This is a genomic window from Streptomyces sp. NPDC086777 (genome assembly GCF_040702065.1).
GTDB lineage: Bacteria > Actinomycetota > Actinomycetes > Streptomycetales > Streptomycetaceae > Streptomyces.
The window spans coordinates 270,079-290,158 of record NZ_JBFBJI010000005.1; the positions used below are offsets into that span (position 1 = coordinate 270,079).

The 20,080-nt window shown below is 69.4% G+C and carries 19 protein-coding genes and 1 pseudogene; 9 read left to right on the top strand and 11 right to left on the bottom strand.

Annotated elements, in window-relative coordinates:
• Nucleotides 1-358 precede the first annotated feature (358 nt).
• The 4 genes from AB0472_RS10145 to AB0472_RS10160 all read left to right on the top strand — a co-directional run bounded on the left by AB0472_RS10145 (nucleotide 359) and on the right by AB0472_RS10160 (nucleotide 3,099).
• On the top strand, nucleotides 359-961 hold the full coding sequence (locus tag AB0472_RS10145) for a class I SAM-dependent methyltransferase (protein ID WP_366355054.1): 603 nt from the start codon (nucleotides 359-361) through the stop codon (nucleotides 959-961).
• 201 nt (nucleotides 962-1,162) lie between these two features.
• Nucleotides 1,163-1,615: a transposase domain-containing protein gene (locus tag AB0472_RS10150; protein WP_366355055.1), complete on the top strand. Its 453-nt coding sequence runs from the start codon at nucleotides 1,163-1,165 to the stop codon at nucleotides 1,613-1,615.
• Nucleotides 1,616-1,633: 18 nt separating this feature from the next.
• On the top strand, nucleotides 1,634-1,894 hold the full coding sequence (locus tag AB0472_RS10155) for a hypothetical protein (protein ID WP_366355057.1): 261 nt from the start codon (nucleotides 1,634-1,636) through the stop codon (nucleotides 1,892-1,894).
• Nucleotides 1,895-1,902: 8 nt separating this feature from the next.
• Nucleotides 1,903-3,099: a hypothetical protein gene (locus AB0472_RS10160; RefSeq protein ID WP_366355058.1), complete on the top strand. Its 1,197-nt coding sequence runs from the start codon at nucleotides 1,903-1,905 to the stop codon at nucleotides 3,097-3,099.
• A gap of 83 nt (nucleotides 3,100-3,182) precedes the next feature.
• On the opposite strand, the gene AB0472_RS10165 is transcribed toward AB0472_RS10160, so the two are convergent.
• Together AB0472_RS10165 and AB0472_RS10170 are read right to left on the bottom strand one after the other, a co-directional pair.
• Nucleotides 3,183-4,163 (bottom strand): NADP-dependent oxidoreductase, encoded by a 981-nt coding sequence (locus AB0472_RS10165; RefSeq protein WP_366355060.1) that lies wholly within the window; start codon nucleotides 4,161-4,163, stop codon nucleotides 3,183-3,185.
• A gap of 47 nt (nucleotides 4,164-4,210) precedes the next feature.
• Nucleotides 4,211-4,813 carry a nuclear transport factor 2 family protein gene (locus AB0472_RS10170; RefSeq protein ID WP_366355062.1) on the bottom strand — a complete coding sequence of 201 codons (603 nt, stop codon included), beginning with the start codon at nucleotides 4,811-4,813 and terminating at the stop codon, nucleotides 4,211-4,213.
• Between the two features lie 477 nt (nucleotides 4,814-5,290).
• On the opposite strand from AB0472_RS10170, the gene AB0472_RS10175 reads away from it, so the two are divergent.
• Entirely contained in the window at nucleotides 5,291-6,775 is a 1,485-nt protein-coding gene (locus AB0472_RS10175) for an MFS transporter (RefSeq protein WP_366355063.1), read from the top strand.
• A 200-nt stretch (nucleotides 6,776-6,975) separates the two neighbouring features.
• Here the strand turns inward: AB0472_RS10175 and AB0472_RS10180 are convergent, their stop codons facing one another.
• The 9 genes and pseudogenes from AB0472_RS10180 to AB0472_RS10220 all read right to left on the bottom strand — a co-directional run bounded on the left by AB0472_RS10180 (nucleotide 6,976) and on the right by AB0472_RS10220 (nucleotide 15,412).
• Entirely contained in the window at nucleotides 6,976-7,557 is a 582-nt protein-coding gene (locus AB0472_RS10180; RefSeq protein WP_366355065.1) for a TetR/AcrR family transcriptional regulator, read from the bottom strand.
• Between the two features lie 117 nt (nucleotides 7,558-7,674).
• Nucleotides 7,675-8,625, bottom strand: a pseudogene (locus AB0472_RS10185) (IS701 family transposase).
• Between the two features lie 32 nt (nucleotides 8,626-8,657).
• Nucleotides 8,658-9,431 (bottom strand): hypothetical protein, encoded by a 774-nt coding sequence (locus tag AB0472_RS10190; protein WP_366355067.1) that lies wholly within the window; start codon nucleotides 9,429-9,431, stop codon nucleotides 8,658-8,660.
• A gap of 357 nt (nucleotides 9,432-9,788) precedes the next feature.
• Entirely contained in the window at nucleotides 9,789-10,676 is an 888-nt protein-coding gene (locus AB0472_RS10195; protein WP_366355069.1) for an SDR family oxidoreductase, read from the bottom strand.
• Nucleotides 10,677-11,008: 332 nt separating this feature from the next.
• On the bottom strand, nucleotides 11,009-11,950 hold the full coding sequence (locus AB0472_RS10200; protein WP_366355071.1) for an NADP-dependent oxidoreductase: 942 nt from the start codon (nucleotides 11,948-11,950) through the stop codon (nucleotides 11,009-11,011).
• A gap of 166 nt (nucleotides 11,951-12,116) precedes the next feature.
• Nucleotides 12,117-13,016, bottom strand: a complete 900-nt coding sequence (locus tag AB0472_RS10205) for an NADP-dependent oxidoreductase (RefSeq protein ID WP_366355073.1) — start codon at nucleotides 13,014-13,016, stop codon at nucleotides 12,117-12,119.
• A 259-nt stretch (nucleotides 13,017-13,275) separates the two neighbouring features.
• On the bottom strand, nucleotides 13,276-13,923 hold the full coding sequence (locus tag AB0472_RS10210) for a nitroreductase family protein (protein ID WP_366355075.1): 648 nt from the start codon (nucleotides 13,921-13,923) through the stop codon (nucleotides 13,276-13,278).
• Nucleotides 13,924-13,985: 62 nt separating this feature from the next.
• Entirely contained in the window at nucleotides 13,986-14,810 is an 825-nt protein-coding gene (locus AB0472_RS10215; protein ID WP_366355077.1) for an isocitrate lyase/phosphoenolpyruvate mutase family protein, read from the bottom strand.
• Nucleotides 14,811-14,953: 143 nt separating this feature from the next.
• Entirely contained in the window at nucleotides 14,954-15,412 is a 459-nt protein-coding gene (locus AB0472_RS10220; protein ID WP_366355079.1) for a carboxymuconolactone decarboxylase family protein, read from the bottom strand.
• Nucleotides 15,413-16,280: 868 nt separating this feature from the next.
• Between AB0472_RS10220 and AB0472_RS10225 the strand changes: the two genes are divergently transcribed.
• From AB0472_RS10225 to AB0472_RS10240, 4 genes are all read left to right on the top strand, one after another.
• The gene (locus tag AB0472_RS10225) at nucleotides 16,281-16,898 is read left to right on the top strand and encodes a TetR/AcrR family transcriptional regulator (RefSeq protein ID WP_360494698.1); all 618 of its coding nucleotides are present in this window, start codon (nucleotides 16,281-16,283) and stop codon (nucleotides 16,896-16,898) included.
• Between the two features lie 182 nt (nucleotides 16,899-17,080).
• Nucleotides 17,081-17,749 carry a TetR/AcrR family transcriptional regulator gene (locus tag AB0472_RS10230; protein WP_366355081.1) on the top strand — a complete coding sequence of 223 codons (669 nt, stop codon included), beginning with the start codon at nucleotides 17,081-17,083 and terminating at the stop codon, nucleotides 17,747-17,749.
• Nucleotides 17,750-18,264: 515 nt separating this feature from the next.
• Nucleotides 18,265-18,648, top strand: coding sequence for an MmcQ/YjbR family DNA-binding protein (locus AB0472_RS10235; RefSeq protein WP_366355083.1), 384 nt, complete (start codon nucleotides 18,265-18,267; stop codon nucleotides 18,646-18,648).
• 80 nt (nucleotides 18,649-18,728) lie between these two features.
• A complete protein-coding gene (locus AB0472_RS10240) occupies nucleotides 18,729-20,075 on the top strand; it encodes a PLP-dependent aminotransferase family protein (RefSeq protein WP_366355085.1) in 1,347 nt (448 codons plus the stop codon).
• Nucleotides 20,076-20,080 lie beyond the last annotated feature (5 nt).

A 20,080-nucleotide genomic window follows, 5' to 3' on the forward strand; every position in this document is an offset into this window, starting at 1 on the left:
TGTGACGGAAATGGGTGCGCTCGGTGGTGATCGCAGTTCTACCAAGCCGCACTGACAACGCGGTGCCCGGCCCGGGCCGCGGCACAGCAGCGCCGCCGTAGCACCGCCGCGGTGCGAGGGCGGCGGTACGGCGGCACGGCGGAGGGCGGTCGGCCGATGTGGACCCGGCCCCGCAAACCTCGCATTCCAGCGGGGTGTTCAGGCAGAGGTGGCCGATGCGCGGGACGACCCGCTGCCCGGTGTCGGGTACGCCAGCCGCAGATCCTGATCTTGCGGGTGGGCGTGGCCGGGGGCCCTCGTCTGCTGCCGCGGGCTCAACGGCTCGGCTGGACGCGGCTGGACGGCCATAATGCGCCCCATGTCGCTTCAGGGAACAGACGCCTACCGGGACGACCACACCCTGCCTGCGTTGGTCCGGCGGGCCGTCGGGGCGGCGCGCACGCACGGCTTCGCCTTCTCCTGCAGGCCCGAACAGGGACGCCTGCTCCAGGTGTTGGCCGCAGGGGCACCGCGCAGCATCGGCGAGACCGGTACGGGCTACGGTGTGGGGCTGGCCTGGCTGGCTTCCGGCGCGGCCCCCGGAACCCGGCTGACCAGTGTCGAACGAGACCCGGACCGAGCCCGCACAGCTGCGGAAGTCTTCCGGGACTGCCCCGACGTGGTGATCCTCCACGGCGACTGGCAGCGTGTCGAGGAGCACGGCCCCTACGACCTGCTCGTGCTCGACGGCGGAGGCCAGGCCAAGGGCAACGGCGCCGCGGACCCCGCTCGCCTGCTCACCGCCGGCGGCACGGTGGTGATCGACGACTTCACCCCGGCCACGTCATGGCCGCCTCACTTCGACGGCGCCCCCGACCGGTCTCGGCTGCACTGGCTCGAACACCCCGAACTCCGAGCCACGGAGCTACGCCTCGCGGCAGACCTCGGCGTCATCGTCGGCACCCGCCTACCCGCCGGCTGAGAGCAGCCGCATCGTCGAACGCGACGACGTCCTGGTACGCACGCCCTGCCGCCCCAGCCGTCGCGGTCACCCGTGCACGACGTCACCGCAGGGGGCTTCTAGCCCCAACGTCGTTCAGCTGGGCGTAGGAGTTGCTCGTCAAGGCTCTGAACGAGGCAGCGGAGCTGCTGTAGAAGGGGAACAGTCGGGGTAGCGGCCGGGGTGTTCGCGCCGGGGCACATCGGTGAGCTGACCCGGGTCATCCCGTTCGAGATGGTCGACGAGGTGCTGGCGATCACGGGGGCGGTGCAGCGCCGGGTGCGGCTGGTGCCGGCGCGGGTCACGGTGGACCTCCTGCTCGCCGGAGCACTCTTTGCCGGGCTGGGCTACCAGCAGGTCTTCGACCGGTTATGCGCCGGGACGGCGGGCCTGACACGGGTCCGGCCCAGCGGCGGCGCGCTTCGCCAGGTCCGCCAGCGGCTGGGGCCGGCACCGATGAAAGCGCTGTTCGACCTGGTCAGCGGCCCGGCGGCCGCAACCGCTGCCGCCGGGCGGTGGCGGGGTTTGAGGGTCGCTGCGGTCGACGGCACCCTGCTGCCGGTCCCGGACTGCCCCGCCGACCTCGCGGTATTCACCCGGCAGCGCCTTGCCAACGGGATCTCGGGCTACCCGTAGCTGCGCCTTGCCGCTCTGGTGGCCTGTGGGACCCGATCGGTCATCGGGGCGGCCTTCGGCCCGGCCGCGACCGGCGAGCTGGAATACGCCCGGCGCCTGGCAGGCGACCTACGACCCGGGATGCTCCTGCTGGGAGACCGGATGTTCGCCTCGGCCTCGCTGCTCAACCACTGGGCCGCCACGGGCGCCGATCTGCCGGTGCGGTGCAAGTCCGGCCGGAACCTTCCCGCGGTGGCCCGCTGCCGCGACGGGTCGACACTGGCCGGCTCGGTGCCCTGACAATCCGGGTGATCGACGCCGAGATCACCATCCGCACCGCCGCGGGCACCCGCACCGGGCATTACCGGCTGCTGACCACGTTGACCGACCCTTCCACCCACCCGGCGGGGGAGCCGGTGCAGCTTTACCACGAGCGCCGGGAGAGCGAGACGGCCTACCTGGAGCTGAAGTCCACACTTCTGGACGGACGCGTCCTTCGAGCCCGCACCCCGGACGGCATGGAACAGGAGGTCTGGGCCCTGCTGGTCGCCTACCAGGCACCACGGACCGCGATGAGCGACGCCACCGACAGCATCCCGGGCACCGACCCGGACCGGGCCGGGTTCCTCACCGCCCTGGCCGCTGCCCGGGACCAGATCATCCTCGCCGCCGGTATCCACGCCGGCATCGTCATCGATCTGGTCGGCACCATCGGACGCCACGTTCTGGCCCATCTCCTGCCCGCCCGGCGGACCCGCACCAAAGACCGCATCGTCAAACGCGCGATCTCCAAATACACCGCACGCGGACCCGCCATCGACCGGACCACCTACAAGGCCACCATCAGCATCAACCTGCCCATGACAACCCCGACCCCGCCCCAACTGAACGACGTTGGCCCTAGCCCTCGATCGTGGCCTGATGCGCTCCTTCGCCGTCGTCCCCGAAGGCATCCTCGAAACATCCGGGAGCGCCCTGGCACAGGTCTCCCGCTGAGGCGGGTGGGAATTCTCCATGAGGTCAGCATGGAGTCGGCCCGGCGCCGAGCGGGACGACAGCGCAGAGCGCGGCGCCATAGGCCGCTTCGTCCGGATATCTACGGCTGCCGCGCTCATTGGGTAACCCACGTTGGTCCAGACGGCCTTCACCATCCACGAAATGCAACCTTATGTGACATTTGCGACAACCCTGGCAGTCGGTGCGCGTGTCCCCGCATTGTTGATCTTGCCCGGTTCGCGCCTGCGCGTAGGGGCAGGCCGTGCGGCGCGGATTGCCCTCGTGCGGCGGCCCGGGCGCAGCCTGCCGGGCTTACGGGCAATCAGCGCCTGATCATCTGGCTTTACTCCGTCACCCGACCGACCGTACGGGAACGCCGGAGAAGGCAGGGCAGGACCTTGCCGAGGTCCGCGCCACCACCTGTCCGTCCTCCCGCACCCGCCCGTGTCCATCGACGTTGCCGGGTCGACGCACTCGCCACGCCCTGGCGCGAGGACACCCCGGCCTGAGCCGGGTGCCGACTGGCGTCAGGCCGGGCTCGGTCTCCGGCGGCCTCGGTGCTCCGGGCCGGCCGCCCGGCCTTCCGGCGCGATTACCCGTCCGCGTCCTCCTCCCGGAACTGCAGGACGAGGCGGCCGCGAACGCCCCCGGCTTCGAGGAGGCGGTGGGCGTCGGAAGCCTGTTCCGGAGGAAAGGCCCCGGCGACCCGCAGAGTGAGGATGCCGTCCTCCGCCTGGGCGCGCAGGCGGTCGAGTCGGGCGTGGTCGCCGAGAGAGTCGGGGACGTTGACCGGGTGCAGGCGGACGGAGCGGCGGCCGAGTTCGCCGGGCGGCATGGCTTTGGCGCCTTCGCCGAGCAGTACGGCGATCCCTCCGCCGGGCCGGACCGCGGGGGCGAGGGTGGCCGAGCCGAGGACGGCTGCGTCCAGGAGGCCGTGCACGCCGCCGGGGGTCGCCCGCAGGATGTGGTCGGTGACGGCGGCCCCGCGGGGTACCACGGTGTCGGCGCCGAGCGCGTGCACGAGCTCCCGATCGGCGGGTGAGGCGTCGGCGATGACGGTCAGGCCGTCGGCCTTGGCGAGCTGGACGGCGTATCCACCGACGACGCCGGCCGCGCCGATGACGGCGAGGGTCTGTCCCGGGGTCAGGGCGAGCAGGTCGAGGGCCTGCCTGGCGGTGAGGCCGTTCATGGGGAGGGTCGCGGCCTGGGCGTACGTGGCACCGGCCGGTGCACGGACGACCCAACTGGCGGGGAGGACCACGTATTCGGCGTAGCCGCCCGCGTGTTCCATGAGCGGCATCGTCATGGCCGTCACCCGGTCGCCGACGCGCAGGCCGGTCACCGACTCGGGGCCGATCTCGTCCAGTACGCCGGCCGCCTCCATACCGGGGATGTAAGGCGGCCCCGGCGCCAGGTGGGCGATCGCTCCGTTGCGCAGGTAGCGGTCCCCCGGGTTGACAGTCGCGGCATGGACCCGGATGCGGACCTGGCCGGGACCGGCGTGCGGCTCGGGAATCTCGAAGATCTCCAGGGCTTCCGGTCCTCCGAAGCGGGCCACTCCGACGGCTTTCATCGTTCTCCTTCCTGGGGCGCGGCAGCACCCCAGAGGTTCGCACCGGGTCAGTTGGTCTTCTGCGCGGCCCGGTAGGGGCCCGTGTCGGGGAGGGTGTCCATGCGGTACCGCTCCAGCACCGATCCGGTGATGTACCAACGCCCGTCGATGCGCTTGTAGGTGTCGTGGTACTGGCCGTAGCCGTGGAAACCGCCGCCTGCCTTCAGGTTGACGTAGTCCTCCATGACCCAGGTGCCGGTTGCCGTGTCCCCCTTGACCGTGATGTTCGGAAGGAGTCCCTGGTGCGCGGTGGGGGCATCGGCGATCAGGGTCTTGGTGGCCTTGACCAGTTCCGCGGGGCTGTTGAATTCCTGGCCGGTGTTGATGTGCGCGTCGGGCGTGAACAGCGCCTGGAGATCGGCCCACTGCTTGGTGTCGACGTCCTGGAAGTAACGGGCCTTCAGCTTCTCGATGTCCTGGATGTCCGCGAGGTTGCGGACGGTCGCGGCAATGGAAGCGCTGCCGGCCTGGTCACCGTGTGAGTGGTGGGAACTGGCGGCCGCGGTACCGGTCGCCACTCCTCCGGCCAGGAGGAGGGCGGCGGCCGTCACCATGCCCGCCTTCTTGGAGAACCGGCGGTCGGAGCGGGTCTTGCTGCGGTCGGAGGTCATTGCTGTGCCTTTTCTGGTGCGGCATGTGGATGCGCGTTCGGGTGCCGGCGTTCGGGAAGCGCCCGTGCGGCGGCCCCCGAGGCCAATGCGATGCAGTGGTCCCGGCGGACCCCGTCCCCACGAGACAGAGGGGCCACGTCGGCAGGTTCGTAACCACGACCGTGCCGGGCAGAACAGACTCTACGGATACTGGAACGTTGAGTCAAGTTAAATGGAGTGGCAATCACCGATCGACCGCCACGCACGCTGCGGCTACGGCGTCCTCATGCCATCGGAGCGGCGCATCCTCCGGCACGGAAGCGGACCTTGACACAGATCGGGACGCCAGACCACACCCCGATGTTCTGATACGCTCATTCCATAATTTCCGACGTTCCCGCCTCATCGGGCAACGAGCGGCTGGCCGCAGGCCGAGAGGTCCTGACCCGTCGGGGGCGGCCTCCCTCTTTCCTCTCGCCCTTCCTCAGGAGCACGCACATGTCCACGACCGCCCTTCAACCGGACCCCCGGCGCTGGAAAGCACTGGTCTTCATCGGCATCGCCCAGCTGATGGTCTTCCTGGACGGGGCGATCATGAACATCGCCCTGCCGTCCGCACAGCAAGACCTGGGCTTCTCTGACGGCGGCCGGCAGTGGGTCATCACCGCCTACGGCCTCGCCTTCGGCGGCCTGCTCGTCCTCGGCGGACGGCTGGCGGACCTGCGGGGCCACAAGAAGATCTTCGTCACCGGCCTTGTCGGATTCGCGGTGGCCTCGGCCGTCGGCGGCCTGTCGCCCAACCTCCCCACGCTGCTGACGGCACGCGCGCTCCAGGGCGTGTTCGGCGCGCTGCTCGCCCCCGCCGCACTCGCGCTGATCTCACTGGGATTCGACGACGCGAAGGAGCGGGCGAAGGCGTTCGGCGTCTACGGAGCCATCGCCACGGCCGGCGGCGGCGCCGGCCTGCTGTTCGGCGGCGTCCTGACGCAGTACGTCAACTGGCGCTGGGGCTTCTACATGAACCTGCCGATCGCCGCGATCGGTGTCGTCGGCGTCCTGAAACTGGTGGGGGCCGACAGTCGGCAGACCCGCCGTGGGCGTCTGGACCTGCCCGGAGCCGTTCTGGCCACCGGCGGCACCGTCGCCCTCGTCTTCGGCTTCGCCAAGGCGGAGGACGACGGCTGGGGCTCGACCGTGACCATCGGCATGTTCGTCCTGTCCGTGGTGCTGCTGGCGTCCTTCGTCCTGCTCGAGTCGAAGGTGAAGTCGCCGCTTCTGCCGCTGCGCGTCCTGACCGAGCGGAACCGGGCCGGGACCTACCTGTCCCTGGGCCTGTCCGTGATCGCCATGTTCGGCATGTTCCTCTTCTTGAGCTACTACTTCCAACTGGTCAAGGGCTACTCGCCGGTGATGAGCGGGCTGGCCTTCATCCCCATGGCGGTCCTGCAGGCGATCGGCTCCACCCAGATCGGCGCCCGCCTCTTCCACCGCGTGCGCCCCGGCGTGCTGATGAGCGCCGGATACGCGGTTTCCGGCATCGGCGTGCTGATGCTCTCGCTGCTCAATGCCGACTCGTCCTTCGCCTTCATCGCGGCCGGTGAGATGGTGGTGGGCGTCGGCATCGGCACCGCGTTCATGCCCGCCTTCGGCCTGGGCGCCCACGGCGTCGAGGCCCGCGACGCCGGCGTCGCCTCCGCCATGACCGGAGCCGCCCAGCAGATCGGCGGCTCCATCGGCACCGCGCTGCTCAACACCATCGCCGCCCGCGCGACGGCCGACCACCTGGCCTCCCGCCACAGCACCGACCCCGTGGACAAGGCGGCACTGGTGCACGGCTACGCGGTGGCCTACTGGTGGGCGGCGGGCTTCCTCGCTGCAGCCGCGCTCATCGCCTTCTTCGCGGTCAACGTGGGCAAACCCTCCGCGCAGAAGGCGGTGGCGGCCGACGACCTCGCCGCGCTCGACCTGCGCCCCACCCACTGACCTGGATCTTTCGTGATGGTCTGCCGACGGAGTCGCCAGACCATCACGCGTCGGGTGGGGGCGGGTTCCACGGCTCCGGCCGGGGTGGTGCTGCTCGTACCTCGATCAGGAGCACGGCCCCCGCCGGGGACACCGGACAAGCGAAGCACCCCGCGGCTGAGCCGCGGGGTGCTTCGCTTGCGTGTCCGGTACGGGCAATCTCAGCCGAGAGCGTCGAGCGCGACCTCCGCGACCGCGGTGAGCGAGGCGCGGTCGGGGTTGATGGCACCCAGCACCCGCAGCCCGTGGAGCGTCGCGATGAGATACCGCGCAAGGTCGCGGGGGCTGCGGCCCGCGGGCAGTTCGCCCTTCGACCGGGCCTCCACGATGACCTCGAACAGCGCGTCCTCCAGCGAGGTGGTCGTGGCACGCACATGAGCGGCGACCGTGGGGTCATGGGAGATGCGCTCCATCGCCGCGCCCACGATCAGGCAAGCCCTGCGGCTGCCGTCCTGCACGATCACGTCAACGGTGCCCAGCAGCACCTCACGGACCAGCTCCCGCGCGGGGGCCCCGGAACGCAGGATGCCGATCAGTGGCAGAGCGTGCTTCTCCCGGTAGCGGTCCATAGCCGCGAGATACAGCCCCTCCTTGCTGCCGAAGGCGGCATAGAGCGACCCCCGCCCCACTCCGGTGGCCACCACCAGGTCCTGCACGGACGTGCCTTCGTAGCCCTTGGCACGGAAGGCGTCCATTGCCGCCTCCACCGCCGCTTCGGTGTCGAACTCTCTGATCCTGGCCATGCCGACCACGGTATCCGAATCGGGAATGGTCAGTCAATTAACACTGGGAGCCGCGCGTACCCCCCGAACAGTCGATGTGTCGTCCACTCGGCACTGACGTAAATCTATTTGGACTTTTCATTCCAGATCGCTGCGTCGTCGCCGGTGGTGGCTGCGGCGGGCGGCGGCTTGATGGCATCTGCGCCAGTTTGACCAGTGCAGCAGCCTGCGCGGGCAGGTGCTGAGTGGGTTCAGTAGGACGCCGATCAGGCGGCGAATCACCGGGATGGTCAGGTCGATCGGGTCGGTGCTGCGAGCGGGCCAGTTCGGTTGTGCAGTCCTGGTCGGCGTCGCGTCGGCCGCGAGGGCCGCGAGGAAGGCCAGGGCGAGCATGGCCAGAGTGATGTGCCGGTGCCAGGCGGTCCAGTGGCGGACCTGGTAGTGGTCGAGGCCGACCTGGCCTTTCGCAGCCTGGAAGCACTCCTCAATGCACCACCTGGTCCCGGCCACTTTGACCAGCCCTGACAGCGGGACCTGAGGCGTCGATCCCGGCGTCCAGTGCTGCCGCGATCATCTGCCCGGCCAGCGTGGGCTTGGTTGCGAACTGCGTCTGGTCGGGCAACCCGGCACGGGTGCGGCGCTGCGCGTCCTGGCACCAGGCGGTGTCGGGCAAGTAGAGCCGACGGTCGATCAACGCCCGTCCCCTGCTTGAGGCGTAGGAGACGAAGACGCCGCCTGGCTGTTCTCGATCCGGCCGGCGGTACCGGTGTACTGCCGCTGCACGCCCGCCGAGGCGGTGCCCTTCTTCAGGAAGCCGGTCTCGTCGACGATCAGCACGCCGTCATCGGCGCCGAGGTGCTCGAAGACGTGGGCGCGGATATCGTCACGGACTGCGTTGGCGTCCCGGCGGGCGCTTCGCAGCAGTCGCTGCATCGGCCCAGGCCGGGCGTGGCCAGCCTGTTCGGCCAGCTGCCAGCAGTTCTTCCGCTCGATGCCGGACAGCAGTCCGAGCAAGAAGGCGCGGGCCGTGGCACGCGGCTCCACCCGCCTGAACCGGCCCGCGATCCGGGCCATGGCGTGTTCGAACATCGCCCGCCAGTGGGCAGCATCTATGCCGTGGCTCAGGGACACCGCAGAATCCTCAGGAGTCGACACAACCCTTGATGATCACGCGATAGCCGTTCCAGCTCCCACGCGGGTCCGACGCAAGATCCCACAGTCGGACCGAGGTGCTGTGTGTTCAGCACGTACCACTGCCTGACGGATGCGCCACGCAGGTAGAGGCACGCTCCTCTACCGACGGGACGTGCGTACCGCTTGAGCGCGGTGCCGTTGGGCATGGTGAGCTCCGCCTCTTCGATGACGAGGACTTCGTCGACGGTTATGTGACAGCGATGCAGCCGGTCCAAGCGATCGCGAGAGCCGCCGCCAAGCATGAGGATCTGATCGCCTCGGACGGCCATACCCGCAGGGCGGGTCACAGGATTCTTCCGCAGGTGAAAGTACCCATTGGCGTGTACTTCGAGGAGAGGGAACGTGGGGTAACAGCTGGCCCACGCGAGCGTGTCGACGGCGTTGAAAGCGTAGACGGTGTCGATGTGTTCAACGCCCTGTGGCGGCCGGTAGCTCCACTGTCGGTTACCGCCGCTGTCCCAGCGGACGAGACCCGCGGCGCTGATCGGGTCGACGTGGACCCCTTCGTCGAAGTAGGCGCTCCACAGGTTGTTCTGCCGGTCCGCCATCATGAACTCGATCGCGTGCCCCATGGCGAAGCTGCGTCGCCGCCACCCGTCGCGGCCGAAAATCCGGGCGTTCCGCTCTCCTACCGCACCATGGCTCTGCACGATAAACCGGCCGTTGGGCAAGGCGTCCAGGTGATGGGGCAGGAGCGTCATGTCCTGCAGGACACGTTCCCGTATGTCTCCCGCGTCGCTGATCACGACAAGCGCGTCGTACGGATACTTCCGGGGCCGGGGCCAAGGTTTTCCATGCGGGTCCGGTACGAGCTCCGCTTCGGGGCAGAGCAACCAAAGGGCTCTGCCCCATGCGTCTACTGTGGTGGCCAGGACCGTCCGGGGGTCGTACTGCCGAGGCAACAGTGCATAGGGATGCAGTGCCACCTTCCTCAAAAAATCACCTCACGGGCGAAGGTACGGAGCTGTCTCATCATCCCAGACGGCCCGACCGCAGCCGCTACCGGCGACGACTCAGCGACCGCTCAAGCAGATAGATCACGAAGTCGCACTGGAGTACTAGCCCAGGACCGGGTAGTCGCCGGCGGCGAGGTCCTCCATGAGGCTCGGGTGGATGGGCTCCCAGCCGAACTGCTTCCGGGTCAGCGCACCCGAGGACGGCATGTCGAGCGCGAACAAGCGGCCAATGGGGCCGAAGCTGTCAGGGGATGCCGACTCGACCGGGACCGCGAGCACGCCGCCGACCGCCTCGGCCAGGGATCGCATGGTGTCGCCCTCGTCGGCCACCGCGTGCAGGACGGTGCCGGGCGCAGCGTCCTCGAGCGCGATGCGGAACAGCTTGGCGGCGTCGAGCCGGTTGACCGCCGGCCAGCGCTGTGTGCCGTCGCCGACGTATGCCGACACGCCGGTCTTCTGCGCGGCGGCGATGAGTACCGAGCAGAAGCCGTATTGCGACGCGCGCTGATGCACGGAGCGCGGCAGCCGTACGACGGAGGAGCGGACGCCCTGGTCGGCCAGGGTCAGCACCATCTGTGAATTGAGGCCACGGCCGCCGACGGGTCCGTCGGTGGTGTCGGGGTCCTCCTCGGTGGAGATGTGGCCCGGCATCATCGGCGTGAGGCCGGCATGCACGAACGGCTTGCCGCTGCCTGCGAGGGCGGCCGCGAAGGTTTGCAGGGCCCGTGTCTCCGCGTCGATGCACGGCCCCAAGTTGCTCCAGTCGTTCCCGAAGGCCAGGTTGATGACGCCCTCTGTCCGGGCGACGCCGGCGCGAAGGCTGTCCAGATCGCTGAGGTCGCCGCGAAGCGGTGTCCCGCCGGCAGCGGAGACGGCCGCGGCCGCGGCATCGGAACGGACGAGGCCGAGGACCTCGTGACCGGCAGCGATGAGTTCGGGAACGACAACCGAGCCGATGCTGCCGTTGGCACCTGTGACGAACACGCGCATGGAAGGCTCCAGATGACTGCTGCGACGCCGCGTCGGTGAATGAACCGTCGGCCGGGCCGCTCGGGCGGGCCGACGCTCGCCACGGTGATTCCCCCACTGAGGCGACCGCGTCCTATAAGTCCGGCAAGTTATTTTAACAGTGGATACGTATTGTTATGTGGCGTTGCCCATTGTGCCCCCGCCGCTCTGCTGAGCGGCGGAAGCAGGCCCTGACAGCGTCCCGATACGGTGCTGGGCACCGGAAGCGGCCTGTCAGGACACCGGGCAGCTGACGCTCGTGGATGACGTGGCCGGCCTCGCGTACTGCGGCGCGGCGATGGCTGTCCGCGGCCTCACCGCATGAGGATGACCGTCTTTCCGCCGACCTTCCGGGCCGGGTTGAAGGCAGCGACGGCGTCGTCGAGGTTCGCGACCTGACCGATATGCGTCCGCAGACGGCCCTCCCGTACCCGCCGGGCGATCTCACCCAGCTGGCCGCGGTCGGAGACGACCACGAAGTCCACCGTCAGGCCGTCGGCCGGCCGCACCTCCGGCGGGCCGGTGACGGTCACGAATGTTCCTCCACCTCGCACCAGCCGGGCCGAGCGAGCTCCGATGTCGCCGCCGAACACGTCGAAGACGAAGTCGACTCCGCCGACGTCTTCCAGCGTGTCGCTGTCCAGGTCCACGAACTCGTGCACGCCGAAGTCGAGTGCGCTCTGGCGGTGGGCGGCACGTCCGGTGCCGATCACGTACGCACCGGCCTCTCGCGCGAGCTGGGCCGCCATCGATCCGACCGCTCCCGCGGCGCCGTGCACGAGCACGCTCTGCCCCACCGCGAGGTGCCCGTGCTCGAACAGTCCCTGCCAGGCCGTCAGGCCCGTCATCGCGACGCTCGCGCCGACCGTGAAGTCGATGTCCCCGGGCAGCGGCGCGAGGTTGCGCGCCTCGACGACGACGTACTCCGCCAGGGTGCCGTCACGGGTCCAGTCCGTGAGGCCGAACACGCGCTGCCCGACCGACAGCCCTGCCGTTCCGTAGCCGAGAGAGCTGACCACGCCTGCCACCTCGTGTCCGGGGATCGACGGCGTGCGATCCCGGCCGAGGCGATCGACCCAGGTCGAGGGCCACTCCAGCTCGTCCCCGGTGAATCCCGACGCATGCACTTCGACGACGACGTCGCCGTAGTTCGCGCCGTCAAGGCCGGCGAGGCGCGCCGTATCCGGCCCGGGCCGTTCCGTCAGCGTCATCCCCGCGGTTCCGGCGGCGGGGTCCGTGACCACGATCGCTTTCATCTGTGGTTCCTCCTTCTCCACAAGCTCTGTTCGCCCCCGCCCCCGCCCCCGCCCGCCGCAGGCAGTGGTGGGGAGGCCGCTCGCCTCGCCGGTCCCCTGCGGTCTCGCCGCTCGCGCCCTGTGCGCACTGCGGCCCGGCACCGGGATCGGCCGGTGCCTGGGCGCGTCAGGCCGGAATGAGCACGACCTTCCTGCCTCCGGCCCGTCCGGCAACCACCCGGGTGAACGCGGCCGGTCCCTCGCTGAGCGGCAGGGGTTCCGGTGCGAGTTCCAGGGTTCCCGCCGCGACTTGCTCGGCCAGCTGCGCGAGCTGCGCGCCGTTGGGCTCGATGTAGAGGTCCCAACTCGTGATGCCTCGTTCCTCCGGCGGCGCGTCGGAGGTCAGGGAGCACAGCCGGCCGCCGTCACGCACCAGGGGCAGGGCCTGGACCGCCGTGCCGGCGGCGATGACGAGGGCGGCGTCGAACCCGCCGCGTACCTCGGTCGACCAGTGCGGGTCGTGGTAGTCGACGACGTCCTTCGCTCCCAGCCCGAGCAGGCGCTCCGCGGCGGCGGGAGACGCGGTCGCGGTCACCTCGATGCCCCGGACCGCGGCGAGTTGGACGGCCAGGGCGCCGGTGCCCCCGCCCCCGTTGGTGATCAGGAGCCGCTGTCCTCGGCCGAGGTCGAGCTTCTCCAGAGCCTGCAGCGCGGTGAGCCCGTTGACCGGCAGCGCCGCGGCGTGTGCGGCGTCCAGGGCCGGTGGGCAGGCCGCCGCGTGATCCGCGTTGACCAGGACCCGCTCGGCCCAGAAGCCGCTCCCCCCGGGCAGCGGGGCTTCATGCGCGAGCACCCGGTCGCCCACCGCGAACCGGCTGACACCCGCGCCGACGGCCAGCACCTTGCCTGCGCCCTCCACTCCCAGCGCGGCCGGGAGGCGTAGCCCCACGTCCCAGCGGGCGTCGATTTCCAGTTCGTCCCACGGTCCGACCCCGGCGGCCTCGACCGCGACCAGGATCTGGCCCGGCTCGGGGGATGACGGTTCGGGCAGTTCCAGCAGGGCGACTTCCGTCTCCGCCCCGGACACACCGCACGCCTTCATAGTGGATCGTCGTCCTTTCAGTCGGTCCGGTCGACCAGGGGTGGCGGCCGGAAACCCAAATCCGGCGGCGGTGTCGAAGGGGGACATTCCGCACGCCTTCACAGTAGATCTTCGTCTTCGTGCTCGGTTCGACCGACCTGTTCCAGATCCGTGGCTGCCCGAGGCCGGCCCGACGCTCGTCGGCGCCTGCCAAGGCCGGCCCCATGCCAAGTCGTTCGACGGCCCCGCGGGGGGCGACGGCCGGTCAGACGAACGTGAACAGCTGGTCGGTTTCGAAGCGGGAGATGGGGCTGTGGTAGACCTTCGCGGGGTCGGGGTAGCCGAGGGCCAGCAGCACGGTCGTGGTGTGTCCGGTCTCGCGGATCTTGAACGCCTTGTCGACGCTGGTGGGGTCGAATCCTTCGAGGGGCATGGCTTCGACGCCGAGCTCAGCGGCCGCCATCATGGTCAGACCCATCGCGAGGTAGGTCTGCTTCTCCATCCAGTGGTTCAGGTCCTTGTAGCCGTAGTTGCGCAGGTTGAGGAAGTCGCGGGTCATGGATTCCCACCGCGCCTGCTTCGCCGGGTCGGGGAACCGGCCGTCGGACCGCTCCTTGTCGAACACGGCCTGGAGGTGGCCTTCGGGAAGGTCCGCCCTGGTGGTGAGGATGATGGTGTGCGAGGCGTTCAGGATCTTCTCGCTGTTGTCCTGGAACCGTTCGCCGAGGTTGGCCGCCAGCCGCTCCTTGCCTTCGGTCGTGGCGAGGACGTAGAAGTGGTTGGGCTGCACGTTCGTCGAGGACGGCGTCGAACGCAGGAAGCCGAGCAGTTCCTGGAGCGTCGCGTCGGGGATCGTCTTGCTGGGGTCGAAGTACCTGGTGAGGTGCTTGTTCATGAGCTTGCCGAGGTCCATGTCATCCTGCCTTCATGTTGTGTGATCACGAGACGAAGAGTCCGTGATTCGTGCTGATCGGGTCAGTTCCTGCCGCGGGTGAGCAGTTCGCCGACGCGGGCGAAGTCCATGCCTGTCGTCGCCGAGGCGAGGTCGCCCGCGAGAAGGGCCTTCGCGGCTTCCTCGACCGCCCCCATCGCGTGGGCGTAGAGCATCGGACCCAAGCTGATGCGCTTGACCCCGGCCCGCTGCAGTTCGGCGACGGTGAGCACCTTGTCCGACGGAGACACCAGGACGTTGACCGGAGTCGGGGCGACCGCGGTGACGATCGCGACGAGCGCGTCGAGGTCGGGTGGGAACGGCGCGTAGACCACATCTGCGCCCACCTCGGCGAAGGCCGTCAGACGCCGGATGGTGTCGTCGAGATCGGGGCGCCCCTGGATGAAGTTGTCGGTGCGGCCGGTGACGACGATGCGTCCCTTCGACGCGGCGACAGCGCTGCGCACCCGACGGACCGCTTCGTCGAAGTCACGGATCGGCATGGCGGGATCGCCCGAGGTGTCCTCCACACCGATGCCGGCCAGGCCGGACTCCACGGCGGCCTCGACGGTCATGGCGACGTCTTGAGGCGTGTCGCCGTATCCGTCCTCGAAGTCTCCGTTGACGGGCAGTCCTGTGAGACTGCCGAGCAGCCGCGCATGCTCAAGGTGCTCCTCGCGGGTGACCTCGTGCCGCCCGTCGAGGCGGCCGAGCGTGGCGGCGATCGCCGCGGACGAGGTCGCGACCGCCTCGAACCCGGCATCGGCCAGCATCAGCGCCGAGAGGCCGTCCCAGGCGTTGGGCATGACGAGGCCACCGTCGCGGGTGTGCAGCGCCATGAACTTCTCGTAGAGTTCGGAGCCCGGCATGTCGAGCCTTCCTGAATGATCGTTGACTCAGTGGGGGTGCCGGCGGCCGCACGGCGCTTTCTGACGCCGCGTCGGCCTCGACAGGCGAGATGAAGCGAGCCGCGCACGACTTCCGCGCAGGGTCGGCGGCTCCGGGCGCGGGTTCACTGGCGCACGGTCGTACCGGCCGAGTCGGCGGCGGGGATGTCGAGGTCGGTGCGGTTGACGTTGTTGATGAAGTTGGTGAGCAGGAACTGCACCGCCACCGCGACGACGGCCAGGATCTGGGCGTCGGTGTATCCGGCGCCCCGCACCTCCGCGAGGTCGGTGTCGCTGACCTGTCCACGGCTCTCGACCACCTGCTGGGCGAAGCGGGCGGCCGCGGCACGCCGGGGATCGACCGAGCTCCCGACCCTGCCGAGCTCGATGTCGTCGCGGGACATGCCGCCGAATTCGGTGGCGACGTAGGTGTGCATCGCAAGGCAGTAGCCGCAGTCGTTGGCCTGCGAAACGGCCAGGGCGATGCTGTGCCGCGTCCTCGCGTCGAGCACCCGGCTCAAAGTGCCCTGCAGAGTCGTGACGACCTCGAGAACCGCCGGGTTCGACGAGAGGGTCTTGAACATGTTCGGGACGAAGCCCAGCTGCGCACCAATGGTGCCGAGTATCTGCTGCGCACCGGCAGGCACATCCTCTGGAGCGGGAACGTTCAGTCGTGACACGGTGAATCGACCTCCGATCGGGGTGTGAACAGTCGTCGAGCCCAAGCCGGACTCGCTGTGCTTCGGAGCTTCACCGCAGGCTCTTCCTGCGCCCGCCACGACCTCGACGGTCGCGTCGCTTGCGCCCGGTGGCCTCCGTTGAGGGCGGTGACTCCTCCGGTGCCGGGTTCCGGATCTCTCCACCACCTCGAGCACCTCACAGAAAGGACTATACAGACCAGAATCTGGTGCGCAACCCCTCCCCTGGAAGGGGAGCGTCCGTCAGGTCGTCTCCGCGCGGGTCGAGCTAGGGCTCGGCTCTTAAATGTGCAGGTCAAAGCCGCAGATGAAGCGTTGTGGCGAGCGACTTCGCCGGTCGGATCGCGAGAGATCGGACGACCCGGCACCAGCCCGGCACGGCCCGTTCCGATTTCTTTAGTGGACTATTTAGTCCATCTATGGGTAAGACTCAGTGGGAACGACGACAAGGCCTGCCGGCCCCGCATGCCTCCGGCGCCCGCCTCCGTCCCCAAGGAGGTACGACCCCGGGCGCCGGGGTGCCGCAGCGGGCGGACACGGACCTGGGCGATGCCGGCCAGGTCCGGCCCTTGCCCACAGGCCGCGACGCCATCGCCACCCGCGTGAAGAATCACAGCGGCGTCATCTCCAACCGGTCGGCCTTTATGGTCGTATTGGTGTCACAACCGATCCACCTGGAGAACGAGGGCGCCCCGCCTGCCACGCACCGAACGGCCGAGCGGTACGAGCGAGTAACGTGCCTGAGGGAGACACCGTGTCCGCAACCAGCGATGTCCGCCGCACGCCCCGCGGCCTGGAGACCCGCTCGCGCATCGTCGATTCGGCAGCCAAGCTGTTCTACGTGAGGGGCGTCACCGCCACCACGCTCGATGACGTCCGGCTGGCGAGCGGAACGAGCAAGTCGCAGCTGTACAACCACTTCGAGGACAAACGCGCGCTGATCCACGCCGTGATCGACGTGCAGTCGAGGTTCGTCCTCGCCCGCGAGGAGCAGCACCTGCGCGGCGTGCGGACCCTCGCTGGTCTGCGCCGCTGGCGTGACGCCCTGGTCCAGGCCAACTCGTTGCAGGACGGCTCGTACGGGTGCGCGCTGGGTGCGATGTCGATCGAGCTGTCCGACAACGACGAGCAGTCCCGGCAAGCGCTCAACGCGTCGTTCGACGCCTGGCAGCGGATGCTCGTCGAGACGCTGACCCGGCTCCGCGCCCTCGGCGTACTCTCCGAGAACGCCGACCCACAGCGCCTGGGCACCGGCCTGCTCGCGGCCCTGCAGGGAGGTTACGTGCTTGCACAGAACGCTCACAGCTCCGAGCCGATGGCCGTCGCGCTGGACATGGCGCTGGACCACATCGCGTCCTTCGCCCGCACCTGAACCCACTGCGCGGTTCGAGGCGTGCGCCTGTCTCCGCCGCCACACGTGTCGAGCGGGCTGTCCCGGCACCGCCTCGCCCGGCGCACGGACACATCGAGTCCCATGCGAGTCACCTCTCACAAAAAAGGACCTTGAGGTCCCTTTTTGATCCTGCTAGCGTACGCAGCGGTAATCTGGCCCATGTGGCGGAACAGACGCGCGACAGAAACGACTCCCGGCTGACCGAGCGCGGGCGGGCAACCCGGGAGCGCATTCTGAGGGCTGCCGCCGACATGATGTACGTCAGGGGCGTGTCTGCCACGACCCTCGACGAGGTCAGGGCAGCCAGCGGAACGAGCAAATCCCAGCTCTACCGCCACTACCCCGACAAGGATGCTCTGGTGCGGGACGTCGTCGCATTGCAGGCCACCGAACTGCTCAAACGCCAGCACCAGCTACTCCAGCGGCTCAACTCCCTCCGCGGACTGGAGCGCTGGCGGGACGTGCTGATCGAACACAACGCGCTCCGGAACGGGGCGTACGGCTGCCCGCTCGGATCCCTCGCCAGCGAGCTGGCCGACCAGGACGAAGAGGCACGCGAGGCGCTCGCCCGGCACTTCGGCACCTGGGAGGGACTGCTCAAGGCCGGGCTCGAGCGAATGAAGGACTCGGGAGTCCTCAGGGCCGACGCAGACCCCGAAGAGCTGGCCACCGGCCTGATGGCCGCCCTGCAGGGGGGCTACCTCCTCGCCCAGACGGTCCAGGACGTCAAGCCCATGCGGATCGCCCTGGACATGGCGATCGGCCACGTCAAGGCCTACGCCGCGCCCGCCCAGGGCGCTTCGCCGGCGGAGGACCCTTCAGGACGCTGAGCCGTCCACGGCAGGAGCGGCACCGAGAAGTTCCGGCGCCGCACCACGGACGGTCGTGTCGCCGTCTTTGGTGCCGGCACCTCCGCCGCGTCCCGGCGGCCACGGGGTGTCCGGACGGGGTTCGGCGACAGGAGGGACGTCCGCCCGCACAGTCCGACGCAGTCCGTTCCGCGCCCGTGCACAGCCCAGCCTTCGGTCAAAAGCGGAGTACCACTCGACAACAGAGGACTATTTAGTCCCGAAAAGCGGTCGACTTGCGGTACGTTTGGAGAGGGTGGCCTCCTGCGGCCATGCACGTCGAATCGCTGCGTGAGCGGAGCGACTGCTCCGTGAACCCGGTCGGCGGGAGCTGCCTGCGGCAGAGCCGACGGGACGTTCTGGACCTGAGCAGATTCCAGGAAACCGGCTGCCGTCACCGCGGCCGCCGTGCGGGCACCGCGTTCGTGCGGCGACGAGGAAAACACCACCTTGGCCCCGGCCGGCCGGGGTACTCGACGAACGAGGAGTTGACCACCATGGACGGACAGGAGCTGCAGGAGATCGCGGGCGCCAGCACCGCTGACCTGCCCGGCGCCGACCTGGAGCACCGCATCGGCCCCGACTGGGACCTCTACAAGGTCGGCGGCAAGGTATTCATGCTGATGACCGAGATGCCGGGGCATCCTGTCGTGATCCTGAAGGCCGACCCGGACGACGCCGCGGCCCTGCGGGAGCGGCACAAGGACATCACCCCCGGCTATCACATGAACAAGAGGCACTGGATCACGGTGGAGGGCGGGGGCACCGTGGACGAGGAGCTGGTGAGGGAGCTCGTGACCGACTCCTACCGTCTCGTGGTCCGCGGCCTTCCCAGCTCCGAGCAACCCGTGGATCCGCAGGCCTTCGGCCGCCGGGCCTGACCGTCGTCATGCCCGTCGAGTCTCCTGATGCCCGCGGTCCCGCCGACCCGGCGCGGCTGCGACAGGCCATCGAAAGTGATGTGATCCGAGCCGAGGGGGGTGTGCGCCGCGCGCTCGCCGCCGCCGTACGCGAGGCTGTCCGCAGCGGCCGCCTGACGCCCGGGACGCGACTGCCCTCCTCCCGTCGGCTCGCCGACGACCTCGGGCTTGCCCGCAACACCGTGGCCAACGCCTATGGCGACCTCGTCGCGGAGGGATGGCTCACCGCCCGCGGAGGCTCGGGCACACTCGTGACAGATTCGATGATCACTCGGCCGGCCCCGGGCCGATCAGCTGCCGAACCGTCCGGTGACACGTGCTACGACCTGATCCCGGGCAGCCCCGACCTCACCGCGTTTCCTCGTGCAGCCTGGCTGAAGGCCACACGCCGGGCCCTGGCCGCGGCTCCCGACGCCGCGTTCGGCTACGGCGACCCCCGCGGCCGGCCGGAGCTACGGGCCGCACTCGCCGATCATCTGGCAGGAGCCCGGGGCGTGTACACGAGTCCGGAACACATACTGATCTGCGCTGGTGTCTCGCACGGTCTGCGGATCCTGAGCGAGGTCCTGGCCGGCCGGCGGGCCCGGAGTGTCGCCGTCGAGTCCTACGGGCCGGACAGGCACCGTGGCCTGCTGGCAGCCGTGGGGCTGGAGACCCTCCCGCTTTCCTTCGACCCGCACGGAACCGACCCGGTCCCGCCTCAGGGCACCGATGCGGTCCTGCTCACGCCGGCTCACCAGTTCCCTCTGGGCACGACACTGCAGCGCGATCGCCGGACCGCTGTCGTGGACTGGGCCAGACGGACAGGCGGCCTGGTCCTGGACGATGACTACGACGGTGAGTTCCAGTTCGACCACCGGTCCGTCGGAGCGCTCCAGGCACTCGCTCCGGACTCCGTGGTCTATCTGGGTACCGCCAGCAAAACCCTTGTGCCCGGCCTGCGCCTGGCCTGGATGGCGCTGCCGCCCGCGCTGGCCGAGGAAGCCGTGGCGGCAAAGGGACAGATCGACACGTGCGAGGTGCTGAGCCAGCTGACGATGGCGGAGTTCATCACCTCCGGCGCCTACGGCCGTCACGTACGTGCTGCGCGTCGGCGCTACCGCGATCGGCGCGAATCTCTCGTCGCCGCCCTGGCCCAGCACGCTCCCCATGTGCACGTCACAGGAACAGCAGCCGGCCTGCACACGGTTCTCGGTCTGCCGCCCGGGTCCGAAGAGCAGGTCGTTCAATCGGCGACCCGGCACGGGCTCAAAGTGGCCGGCCTGTCTCGATACCGCCACGCGCAGTCCCCGCACGTCATGGGCGACGCCCTCGTCGTCGGCTACGGAACACCCTCCGACGCCGCGTGGCCTCAGGCACTCTCCGCGCTCATGGGGATCCTTTCCTGACGCGT